Origin of the sequence: Pedomonas sp. V897 (genome assembly GCF_051304405.1) — a bacterium.
In the GTDB taxonomy this organism is placed as follows: domain Bacteria; phylum Pseudomonadota; class Alphaproteobacteria; order Sphingomonadales; family Sphingomonadaceae; genus Pedomonas.
Genome location: NZ_JBPPGG010000002.1, coordinates 686,450 through 697,080, shown reverse-complemented (window position 1 = coordinate 697,080; position 10,631 = coordinate 686,450). Strand labels below are relative to the sequence as shown.

General features: G+C 64.2%; 15 protein-coding genes. 12 read left to right on the top strand and 3 right to left on the bottom strand.

Going from position 1 to position 10,631, the window contains the following annotated elements; all coding sequences use genetic code 11:
- The 6 genes from ACSJJU_RS09175 to ACSJJU_RS09150 all read left to right on the top strand — a co-directional run.
- Positions 1-712 (top strand): hypothetical protein (locus tag ACSJJU_RS09175; RefSeq protein ID WP_435915068.1); only part of this gene is annotated, 712 nt, incomplete at its 5' end.
- Between the two features lie 15 nt (positions 713-727).
- The gene (locus ACSJJU_RS09170; RefSeq protein WP_435915067.1) at positions 728-2,320 is read left to right on the top strand and encodes a hypothetical protein; all 1,593 of its coding nucleotides are present in this window, start codon (positions 728-730) and stop codon (positions 2,318-2,320) included.
- A gap of 64 nt (positions 2,321-2,384) precedes the next feature.
- The gene (locus tag ACSJJU_RS09165) at positions 2,385-2,735 is read left to right on the top strand and encodes a hypothetical protein (RefSeq protein WP_435915066.1); all 351 of its coding nucleotides are present in this window, start codon (positions 2,385-2,387) and stop codon (positions 2,733-2,735) included.
- Between the two features lie 110 nt (positions 2,736-2,845).
- Entirely contained in the window at positions 2,846-3,403 is a 558-nt protein-coding gene (locus ACSJJU_RS09160) for a glycoside hydrolase family 108 protein (protein WP_435915065.1), read from the top strand.
- Entirely contained in the window at positions 3,400-3,816 is a 417-nt protein-coding gene (locus ACSJJU_RS09155; protein ID WP_435915064.1) for a hypothetical protein, read from the top strand. Before ACSJJU_RS09160 ends, ACSJJU_RS09155 begins: the two co-directional genes overlap by 4 nt.
- Positions 3,755-3,904: a hypothetical protein gene (locus ACSJJU_RS09150; RefSeq protein WP_435915063.1), complete on the top strand. Its 150-nt coding sequence runs from the start codon at positions 3,755-3,757 to the stop codon at positions 3,902-3,904. Before ACSJJU_RS09155 ends, ACSJJU_RS09150 begins: the two co-directional genes overlap by 62 nt.
- A gap of 48 nt (positions 3,905-3,952) precedes the next feature.
- On the opposite strand, the gene ACSJJU_RS09145 is transcribed toward ACSJJU_RS09150, so the two are convergent.
- Positions 3,953-4,972 (bottom strand): hypothetical protein, encoded by a 1,020-nt coding sequence (locus tag ACSJJU_RS09145; protein WP_435915062.1) that lies wholly within the window; start codon positions 4,970-4,972, stop codon positions 3,953-3,955.
- Between the two features lie 594 nt (positions 4,973-5,566).
- Between ACSJJU_RS09145 and flgB the strand changes: the two genes are divergently transcribed.
- The 3 genes from flgB (at position 5,567) to fliE (ending at position 6,861) form a co-directional block, all read left to right on the top strand.
- Positions 5,567-6,001, top strand: coding sequence for a flagellar basal body rod protein FlgB (gene flgB, locus ACSJJU_RS09140; protein WP_435915061.1), 435 nt, complete (start codon positions 5,567-5,569; stop codon positions 5,999-6,001).
- Positions 6,002-6,033: 32 nt separating this feature from the next.
- The gene (gene flgC / locus ACSJJU_RS09135) at positions 6,034-6,441 is read left to right on the top strand and encodes a flagellar basal body rod protein FlgC (protein ID WP_435915059.1); all 408 of its coding nucleotides are present in this window, start codon (positions 6,034-6,036) and stop codon (positions 6,439-6,441) included.
- A 93-nt stretch (positions 6,442-6,534) separates the two neighbouring features.
- Positions 6,535-6,861, top strand: a complete 327-nt coding sequence (fliE, locus tag ACSJJU_RS09130) for a flagellar hook-basal body complex protein FliE (protein ID WP_435915058.1) — start codon at positions 6,535-6,537, stop codon at positions 6,859-6,861.
- 76 nt (positions 6,862-6,937) lie between these two features.
- Here fliE and ACSJJU_RS09125 read toward each other — a convergent pair whose 3' ends face one another.
- Together ACSJJU_RS09125 and ACSJJU_RS09120 are read right to left on the bottom strand one after the other, a co-directional pair.
- On the bottom strand, positions 6,938-7,435 hold the full coding sequence (locus ACSJJU_RS09125; RefSeq protein WP_435915056.1) for a hypothetical protein: 498 nt from the start codon (positions 7,433-7,435) through the stop codon (positions 6,938-6,940).
- 172 nt (positions 7,436-7,607) lie between these two features.
- Positions 7,608-8,027: a hypothetical protein gene (locus ACSJJU_RS09120; RefSeq protein ID WP_435915055.1), complete on the bottom strand. Its 420-nt coding sequence runs from the start codon at positions 8,025-8,027 to the stop codon at positions 7,608-7,610.
- 362 nt (positions 8,028-8,389) lie between these two features.
- Here ACSJJU_RS09120 and fliQ point away from each other — a divergent pair, with 362 nt between their 5' ends.
- From fliQ to flhB, 3 genes are read left to right on the top strand one after another with little or no spacing between them, the layout of a single operon-like run.
- Entirely contained in the window at positions 8,390-8,653 is a 264-nt protein-coding gene (fliQ, locus tag ACSJJU_RS09115; protein ID WP_435915054.1) for a flagellar biosynthesis protein FliQ, read from the top strand.
- 7 nt (positions 8,654-8,660) lie between these two features.
- Complete coding sequence (gene fliR / locus ACSJJU_RS09110) at positions 8,661-9,419, top strand: flagellar biosynthetic protein FliR (protein WP_435915052.1); 759 nt, start codon at positions 8,661-8,663, stop codon at positions 9,417-9,419.
- Between the two features lies 1 nt (position 9,420).
- Positions 9,421-10,518: a flagellar biosynthesis protein FlhB gene (gene flhB / locus ACSJJU_RS09105; RefSeq protein ID WP_435915050.1), complete on the top strand. Its 1,098-nt coding sequence runs from the start codon at positions 9,421-9,423 to the stop codon at positions 10,516-10,518.
- Positions 10,519-10,631 lie beyond the last annotated feature (113 nt).

Below are 10,631 nucleotides of genomic sequence, written 5' to 3'. Positions count from 1 at the left end.
TCTATGGGGTCTACTGATGGCGTTCGGTCTGGAGGTCCGCAACGAGGCGGGGACGGTCCTTTTCGACACGAACCACTTCAACTACGCGCTCGACAGTGTCGTCCAGGTGACGGCGAGCGTGCCCACCCTCAACGGCGGGGACTGGGAGTCCTCCATCGCGGTCGGCAATTCGCCTCATCCGCCGCTGGTGGCCATGCAGAGCTTAACGGGCGCCACCCCCATCCGATGCAGGCCCCTGGGCGTGACTTCGTGGCTCATGGACGTGCGCACAAAGGGGGCGGGGCTCATCACCTACTACCCCTTCAAGCGCGGGACGCTGCGGACCAGCGGGTCCGGCATCCAGACCTACGACGCAAACGGCGATGTTGTCTATTGCAATGCGGATCGGCCGCTGCGCCTGCTCGATGTCATCACCGGCTCCGACGGCGCGGCGTCATCTTTCACGGCGAAGACCTGGACATATCCGTCCAGCAAGCGGGTCGCTTTCATCTGCTGCCGCTGGGCGGGGTACCGGTATCTGCGGGACGCCGGCAGCGGTTTCATCGAGACCGCAAACGTCATCTGCGGTCTCCGAAACGTGGACGACCACACCCTCCAGGGGGTGCACCTGAAAATGTGGGATTTTACGGCGGGCTCGCAGGGCACCCAGCGCTACGACCTGACCCAGCCGAACTACCAGTTCCTGGTGGTGGACGTCACTGACTACGACTGATCTGCGGAGACAATCATGGCGTGGTATCGCACTGGCACCGTTGGGGTCACCAACGGCTCGCCCGCTGTTACCCTGACCGGCGGCAATGCTCTGACGAATATCTTCCCCGGTGATACCTTCTGGGGCCCGGACGGCGAGCCGTATGAGATCGCGGCGATCTCCTCGGAGACCACCTTTACGCTGGCGACCGACTACCAGGGCCCGACGGCGACGGGGCAGCCCTATGCGATTCAGCCGACCGGGAGCACCGGCGCCCTGCGGCTGCTGTACGAGCAGGTATCGACGCTGGTCACGCACTACCAGACCGGGCGCGATGCCTGGGCGGCGGCGGCCGCCGGGACGCTCAAGGGGCGGAAAAGCGCGGGCGCAGGGGATGTAGAGGATCTGAGCCCTGCGGATGTGCTGGCGCTGCTGACAGCCGGCCCAGCGGCGGCGACGTTGACCGGTGCCGAGGTGCTGCCCGCCCTGCAGGAAGGTAACGGCGTCAATGTGACGGCGCTGCGGCTGGTGAACGAGGTTCTGGCGGCCCTGGGCGTCTATGTCGATGCGAGCGGCCGCCTTGGCATTGGGACGAGCACATTCGACGGGGCTGGTGACCGACGCTTGCAGGTGGGAGGCTCCAATACGGCCAGCCAATTACTGGCTAAGTCAAACACCACGCACCTAGCCCTCTATGCGTCAAGCGGAACGGATGCTTACATCTCGGTGCCGACAGGCAGCGCAATGCACCTCGGCCATGGCCCTGCGGACGGGTCTGCTTTTTCGGATGGGATAGTGCTTGATGCCAACGGCAACCTCCTGGTGGGGGTGCCGAGCGGGAGCACTCACTACATTGATAAGTCCGGCGCGGCAGTGGGCACGCGCTTCCTTGTCCTGGGGGGGCGAGTTGGTTTCGACAAGGTGGACGGGTCGAACTGGTCTGCTTCTGCAACAGCAATGGTGATCGGCAACAACACGACCACGAGCCGGTCAATCAATGCTGCGGGCACCATCAACACCAACGGAGCGGACTATGCCGAGTACGTCCTCAAGGCGTGGTATTGCTCTGCCCTCAACCCGGGCGCGATCTGCGGCATCAACGCCGATGGTCTTCTAACCGACCGCTTCGACGATGCTCATACTTTCGTCATCAAATCCACCAATCCGGCCGTTGTCGGCAATGACACTTGGGCGCAGGCGGTTGGTCCACGCCCCGAGCGACCGGCGCTTGATCTGCCAGCATACACCGGCCCTGAGCGGCCGGTTGACGGCGACCCCGACTATGCGGCCAAGATGGCGGCATGGGAAGCAGCCCAAGCCGATCATGCCGCCGCTATTGAAGCCGCCCGCGCGGCTCACGCTACAGCCATGCAGCAGTATGAGGCGGACCTTGCCGACTTCGAGGCGCGCCTTGAGGCCGAGCGCGTCAAATGGGACCGCATCGCTTTCTCTGGCCAGGTGCCGGTGAATGTGACCGGCGCATTGCCAGGCCAATACATCGATGCCGCGCCGGGGCCGGATGGTGGCATCATCGGCGTGCCTGTTGAAGCGCCGGGCCCCCGCACAGTGGGCAAGGTCTGGAAGATCCTGCCCGACGGCCGCGCTTGGGTGGCCGTGATAATCGGCTGACCCGCAAACATTCCATCCGACACGCGCCTCCAGGCGCTCTTTTTATGCCCGGAAAGGACCGCCAATGACGCGCGATGATGTTGTTCTGTGGCTGTTCGCCCTCGGCAGTGCCCTGGCGGGCCTCGGCGCCCGGTGCGGCTACGTCCTGTTCCGCGTCTCGCCCGAGCCCCCGGACGATCCCGGCGCCCGGGAAGCGTGGGAACGGCGGCGGCGCTGGCTGGCGCTGTCCGAGGTCATGGCTTTGCCCGCCTATGCCGTGCTGGCGGTCACGGTCGGACGGCTGCGAGAATGGCCTGTCGAGGGCATCGTGCTGGCGAGCATGCTGCTCGGCGCGCTGGGGACCGCATTCTTCCTCCACGGGCTGGAGATTCTGGCGCGTCGGCGGCTGGGTCTGGAGGAGACGCCGAATGGGTGAGCCGGTCATCATCATTCTGGGGTTGGGGTTCGCCCTGGTTTCAGCGGTGGCGCTGGTCAGGGCCTGGCGACACGGTGTGGACTGCCACCGTTGCCTGAGAGGAGGGCGACATGAGCGTTGACGCGATGATCGAGCGCCTGATCGGGCGCGAGGGAGGGTACGTGGATCACCCGGCTGACCGGGGTGGTGAGACGATCTGGGGCATCACTGTCGCGGTGGCGCGGGAGGAGGGCTACACCGGCGCCATGCGGGCGATGCCGCGCTCCGAGGCCATCCGCATCTACCGTCAGCGGTACTGGATCAAGCCCCGGTTCGACCGGGTGGCCGCGCTCTCCGAGCTGGTGGCCGAGGAGCTGTTCGATACCGGCGTGAACATGGGGCCCGCCATTGCGGCGCAGATGCTCCAGCGGGCGCTGAACGCACTCAATCGGCAGCAGACGGACTATGCTGACCTCAAGATGGACGGCCAGATCGGCCCTGCGACGCTCGGCGCCCTGCAGGCCTACCTGCGCATCCGGGGCCGAGAGGGCGAGGCGGTACTCCTGACCGCCCTGCGCTGTCTCAAGGGGGAGCGGTACATCGATCTGGCGGAGCGGCGGCCGGCCAACGAGGCGTTCGTCTACGGCTGGCTGCGCACGCGCGTCGGCCAGGTGGGGGCGCTGGCATGATGGCGCTGCCCTGGTGGGGCAAGGCTCTGGCGCTGGCCGGAGCCGTCGGGGCCGTCTGGCTCCTGGTCGCCCGTCTCGAATCTGCGGCCTACGAGCGCGGCGTGCTGGCCGAGCGGGGGCGCTGGGAGCGGGCCCAACAGGAGCGCCAGCTGGAGTTCAGGGAGCGGCACGACACGGCCACGGAGGCCGCCACCCAGCGAGACGCGGAGCGCGAGCGCGTGTTCGTCCCTATCGAGAGAGAGGTGATCCGCTATGTCCAGACGCCTGCCGCTGCTGCTGAGTGCATTGACGATGCTGGCCGCGACCTCATGCGCCGGGCCATCGAGGCAGCCAATTCCAGCATTGCCGCCGGTGCCAGCCCGGGCGGCTCAGCCGTGCCCGCCTCTGCCGGAGGCCCCGGCGACGGCCGGTGAGGTGGTGGCGTGGGTGATCTCCGTGGCCGAGGCCTACGATGACTGCGACAGTCGCCGACGGCTGGCGGTGGAGGCGTGGCCGGGGTAGCGGCCGCCAGTTGTTTGAGGGACGGCCGCTCGAGTGTGGAACAGAGAATTAGCTGTGGTTCGGCCCGGCAATTTTGCCCTGCACAGTCGGCCCAGCAATTTGGCCGTGGGCTAAGGCTGCGATTGCAAGTTGGGCGACAGAAGGGGCGATATCTCCGTTTTTTACCTTGTTCTTAAGGTAGGAGCTGAATTTTCCTCCCTCAATGTAATAATCTTGCAGCCACTCTCGATAGGCCCCTAAAGCTGCGAGAGGGTAGCACCAGGACTCTTGAGGGTTGGATTTGGCCTGAGGGTGACTATCTGGGTAGTGGTGCGGATACTTGCGCCGCTCCCCGTACTGTTCGGATAAATTGTTATCGGTCCAATACTTGGACCAGTGCTGCCCTATGGATATATCCACGACGAATTTTTCGCCTATATCCGCGCCCGCTTGGATCAGTTCATAAATAACCGTGTGGGCTTCATTGAATACATGGAAATAGCCTTTTGGGGCTGACTGGTAATTTAGAGCAATACGCTCATGCCATTTGTCAAACTTCTTATTATTTTTTCCCGAGGGGTCATAGCCTACTTGGCTGTAGATCATCTCTCGGAGCTTTGACCCGGCCAGGAGTCGGAAATTGTCCCTTGCCTCAGGCTGGCAATTCGCTCCCGCATCAAATGCATAGTACTCGAGAACTGCGAGGCATATCTCGGCTGGGTAACAATAATGCACCCGTCCGCCATGGTTGATTTCGATATGTGCGGCAGGGGCAGTATAACCGGCCTTGGCGAGGATTGATTTAATAGCCTTTATGCGAGGCTTCTCATCGATCTCGTTCCATTGGGCGCTAATGGTTCCGATGTGGGCATTCTGGACGCCGCACAGAGCAGCCAAGCCGCGCTGATTGAGGTAGGGCGTGCCGTCCGACAGTACGCCCATTCCGATTTCGCCAAATTCGGCGTCTTTCTCAATCCCGAGGTCCAGAACGCCCTGAATCGTACTGATTTCCTTTGAGCCGGAATTGCTAGACAAAACATTGATTTTATTAGCTTTTAGACTGATTTCCTTTGAGCCGTCGGAAGACATCCCAGACCTCGCGTTTTGCTTGATTCGCGGGATTATACATCATGGAGATTAGGTAATGGGAGTCGGCGCTCGATGGTGTGGCCTGGTCGGACTGGATGATCTTGCCATATTCGATAGCCGCCGGGCTCCCAGTGGCCTCGACCTAAAGAGAAAAGCCCCGCCGAAGCGGGGCCATTCCCAGAACGTGACACGTGGTTGCACAATGCTGCGGGCCGGGCGCCGCTCCGGCTTTGCCTGTCCGTCCGTGGTGCGCACTTACACGAGGCGTCGGCAGATCAGGCACTGGCTTCAGGGCGCAGTCGATCAATCCACGCCGCCGCAGCACCATAAATTATACTGCCCGATCATATCATCGCCAAGTGAGGGGCACAGACATAAAGTTTTCCTTATGCCTGCAAGTTGTTGACTCAAAAGAGGCAAGTTTTCCCCCATGTCATGAGCTAAGACCATGCAGGTAAAGGGATTTACTCTAACAAAGGCTAAAGGCGGGCGCTCTCGCGCCGGGGCGAGGGGGTTGGTTTCGGGGTCGTTTACCGTCTGTTAAGGCTGCCGGTCCATTCTAGGCTGTCGTTTCATGCCGACGAGGTTTGACCTGTGGATACGTCGTCCATCGCCCTTTTCCAGGCCATGACGGGCAAGATGCGCGAGCTTCAGGCCAAGCAGGAAGTCATCGCCGAGAACATCGCGAACGCGGACACGCCCGGATACGAGGCCCGCGAACTGGTGGAGCGGGACTTCTCCGACGTGCTGTCGAAGGTCTCCACCCCGTCGGGCGCGCCGAGTGTCGCCAAGCCGCGCATCGCCATGCCGGCGGCGATGAAGGCGCTGGGCAGCCCGGCCGCCGTGAACAGCAATTCGCGGGTGAGCCGGGACTCCTTCGAGGTGAAGCCCAACGGCAATACGGTGGTGCTGGAAGACCAGCTGCTCTCGCTTGCCAATGTGCAGATGGAATACACGGCCCTGACCAACCTCTACCGGAAGCAGGCGGGCCTCCTGAAAACAGCCCTCGGCAAGGGTGGCAACAACTAAGCGCCCGCAACGGCGAAGGGAGAGAAACGCCCATGGATTTGCAACGGTCGATGGCCATTTCGGCAGCCGGGCTCAAGGCCCAGTCCCTGCGCATGCGGGTGGTTGCCGAAAACCTGGCGAACAAGGACTCCGTGGCGCAGTCGCCGGGCGAGCTGCCCTACCAGCGCAAGGTCGTGATGTTCAAGGACGTGCTCGACCGTCAGCTTGGCGCGCGCACCGTGAAGGTGGACCGGGTGACCGTGGACACCACCGATTTCGAAAAGGTGTACATGCCCGGCCACCCGGCAGCGGACGCGCAGGGCTATGTGCTCAAGCCGAACGTGAACAGCGTCATCGAGGCCACCGACATGAAGGAGGCACAGCGCTCCTACGAGGCCAACCTCAATGCGGTGGAAGCCGCCAAGTCGCTGACCATGAGGACGATTGATCTTCTGCGCTAAAGCGCAGGGGGAGATCTTCCGCGCTAAAGCGCAGGGGGAGACCTTCTGCGCTGATACGCAGGAAACCGGTGTAGAAAGAACAGGGACTGAACCATGTCCATTCGCGCCTTCGATGCCACCAATGCCTATACCCAGGCGCTCGGCCGCTCCCTCACCGGCGGCACCGAACCGTCTGCGCCCGAGGCGGCGACGGGCGCGCCGAACGCCTCGTTCGGCGACATGCTGGGCGAGATGTTCACCAACGCCGTCGAGGCCAGCCGCAACTCGGAAGCCATGGCCGCGCAGTCCATCCAGGGCAAGGCCGACCTCATCGACGTGGTGACGGCGGTCAACAATGCGGAGATGGCGGTTGAAACCCTTGTGGCCGTGCGCGACCGGGTGATCTCGGCCTATCAGGAAATCATGCGGATGCCCATTTAAGGGCACCCGCAGCGCCAGATTTTTTATCCGCTTTTTTTCGGGGCCCGGATTTTCCGGGCTCGATAATTTTCCGGGATCAATGGATCGAGGGCAGCGCGTCTGCCGGCAGCAGCGAACGCGCCTCGACCCGGATACCTTCCTGCAGCAGCACCTCGCCCAGCTTGCGCGTCGCGGCCACGACCGGCGCGAGGGACTCCGGCCGCTCCGTCCCGAACACCTCCTGAACCAGGACAGCAAGGCGCGGATCCGCCTGCTGCGCCAGATCGATCGTTGCCAGAAACCGCAGCTCGTCCGCCACCACCGCGCCGTGGCAGGGGCTCGCCACCTGCACGCGCCGGGTGGCATGGCGGCTGATCTCCAGCAGCAGATGACACAGGAGAATGGGCACCGCGCGGCTGCACCGAAGCGCGAAGCGGGAGAGGGCGGGCTCCGCCCGGGCATAATCCAGCCGCGCGGCAATGAACAGCCGGGTGAGCCACAGCAGCCGCTGCGCCGAGGGAGGCAGCGCGCTGCACCGGATCACCGGGTTGTCGTTCGGGTGCCGTCCACAGAATGGAGAGGGCTGGTGTGGCATGCGTAACTCCTGTCCCGCTTGGTGTTGCAAGTGATAATGACTCGCAAAAACAGGCGGGTCAAGGGCAGGCCGGGGCTGGGCCTCGCGGCGGAAAGTACGTGCAGGACGGCAGGAGGCCGGAGGTCAAGTGAGGGGGGAATGCGCGGCGCGGCGCCGCAGGGCTCACAGGGGCTCAGTGGATACTCGGCAGCATGTGCGGGGGCAGTAGATGCATCACCCGCACGAGGTTGCCCCGCTCCCGCAGCGCCTTTGCCAGATGGCCGGCTGCCTCGCGCAGGCCGTTGATGGGGCCATTGGCGCAGAGTTTCTGAAGCAGGACGCAGGCGCGGGCCTCGTCACCGACCTGAAGGCGGTCAATGGCCGCCAGCAGGGTGAGCTCGTCCGGCAGCAGGCGCTGGCAATGGGGCAGGCCAAAAACCAGTCCGCGCTTCGCGACGGAAACCACTTCGGCAATGAGCAGACGAAGAAGGAGCGTGACCGATCGATCGGGTGCGCCCTTGAGACCGCCCAGCGCCTGACGGACCGCGCGCCCTTCCATCCGCGCCGTCACCAGTTCGCGGAACGACCACAGCAGCAGATGGTCCGCAGGCATCAACTCCACGCACAGGATGACACGCTCGTCAGGGCATGCTTCGGAGGTGCACCGAAGGTCATCGGATACGGTTCGCATCCCAGGCTCCCTCTCTTAGTCCTTTTTATTTATTTTTTTAGCCCGCATTCAGAAGCAAAAGTCAGACTAAAGCAAGAATATATGCGGGGGTCGGGCTGAACAGATCGACGCGGCAATCGCCTGCCGGAGAGTCAGCCGCGCCAGACATAGCCTTTGCCGCGGGCAGTGAAAAGACGGATCGGTCGTTCGGGGCGCAAAACGGCGCGCGGCGGCCATTTCCGCCATGTACATTTCGCGCCCCCGGCCTTAACCATCTCTTCACCATGCTCAGCCAAGGTGGACGCATGACAGGAGCCGACATTCTCGACGTTACCCGCGACAGCCTGTTCACCATGCTGATGGTGGCCGGGCCACTGCTGCTGGTCGCGCTGGTGGTCGGCTTCGGCGTCGGCCTCCTTCAGGCCCTGACGCAAATTCAGGAAGCAACGCTCACCTTCGTGCCCAAACTCATCGCCATGGTTCTGGTGCTGCTGCTCACCGCGCCGCTGATGGGCCGGCTGATGGGCGGACTGATGGAGCGGCTGGCCCAGCGAATCATCTCGGGGTAGGTGCGCCGTGCCCGACTTCATGACGGCGCAGTTCACCGCCTATTTTCTCGTCTTCTCCCGCCTCGGCAGCATGCTCATGGTGATGCCTGCCCTTGGCGATGAAAATGTGCCGGCCCGCGTGCGGCTGCTGTTCGCGCTCGTGCTGTCGCTGGTGGTGCTGCCGGTGGTGCTGGTCTCCCTGCCGCCCATGCCCACGACCTTGCCCGCCACCGCCGCGCTGCTGATCGGCGAGATCGCCACCGGCCTGATGCTGGGCATGGCGGTGCGCATCCTGTTTTCCGCCGTGCAGCTGGCGGGTACGGTCATCGGCTTCCAGAGCGGTCTGTCCGGCGCGATGATTTTCGACCCCAGCCAGGGCGGGCAGACCATCGTCATCTCCCGCTTCCTCAGCGTGCTCGCCGTGGTGCTGGTGTTCGCAACCGACCTGCACCACCTGATGCTGGCGGGCATGGTGCGCTCCTACGCCCTGTTCCGGCCGGGCGCGGACCTGATGCTCGGGGATTTCGCCTCGCTGTCGGTGAACATGATGAGCCAGGCCTTTGCGCTGGGCCTGCAGATGGCGGCTCCGTTTCTGGTCTATGGCCTGGTGTTCAACGTGGGGCTCGGGCTGATGGCCCGGCTGACGCCCCAGATCCAGGTGTTCTTCATCGCCCAGCCGCTGGGCATCATTCTGTCCCTGCTGCTTCTGCTGACGCTCATCGGCACGATCATGACCGTGTTCCTTGACCGCTTCGGCGAGGGGCTGCGGGCCCTGACGGGAGGCTGAGATGGCCGAGGGCAGCAGCGAGGACGACTCCCAGAAAACGGAAGAACCAACCCAGCGCAAGCTGGAGGAGGCGCGCAAGAAAGGCCAGGTGGCGCGCGGCGCGGAGATGCGCCACATCGCCATTCTGGGCGGCGCGCTGGCGGTGGTCGCCTTCATGGTGGGCAACATCGGGCGCGGCCTTGCCCCGCTGTTCACCAACCTGCTCGGCCAGGCCAACGCCTATCCGCTGGACGGCCGGGGCGCGCAGAGCCTGATGGCGGGCATCGCCCTCAACGCGGGCGCGGTGCTGGCCGCGCCGCTCGCGCTACTGTTCCTGTGCGCGGTGGTGGGCGGCCTGATGCAGGGGCGGCCCACCCTGTCGTGGGAGCGGGTGTCGCCCAAGTGGTCCAAGCTCAATCCGCTGACCGGCCTCAAGCGCATGTTCGGCATGCAGTCGCTGGTGGAGTTCCTCAAGACACTGGCCAAGTGCGCGGTGGTGGGCATCGTCGGCGTGGCGGTGGTGTGGCCCTACGGCAGCCGGCTGGAGACCGCCCTGTTCGGCTCCGCGCCCGACATCCTGGCGCTGGCGGGCGGGCTGGTGGTCAAGCTGCTGCTGGCGGTGGTCATCATCGTCGCGGTGATCGCGGTTGGCGACCTTGTCTACCAGCGCTTCGCCTTCATGAAGAAAATGCGCATGAGCCGTCAGGAACTGAAGGACGAGTTCAAGCAGAGCGAGGGCGACCCGCATGTGAAGGCACGCATCCGCCAGATCCGGCTGGAGCGCTCGCGCCAGCGCATGATGGCCAACGTGCCGACCGCCGACGTGGTCATCACCAACCCGACCCACTTCGCGGTGGCGCTGAAATACGATCAGGCCGCCATGGCCGCGCCCAAGGTGGTGGCCAAGGGCGTGGACAGCCTGGCGCTGCGCATCCGCGAGGTGGCCAGCGAGCACAAGGTGCCGATTGTGGAGAACCCGCCGCTCGCCCGCACGCTCTATGCCAGTGTCGATCTGGACGAGGAGATCAAGCCCGAGCACTACAAGGCGGTGGCCGAGGTCATCAGCTACGTGATGAAGCTGCGGGGGCGGCCGCTGCCCAAACGGCCGTCGCGCCCATGACGGCGGGGGCACTGCGGCGCTCTCCGGCAGGAGTCCGGCCGTTCCGGCGGCGCATCGGCGCAATCATCCCCTTGACGCGGGAAGGCTTTCGGGCAACGTCCGGGGGCGGGGAG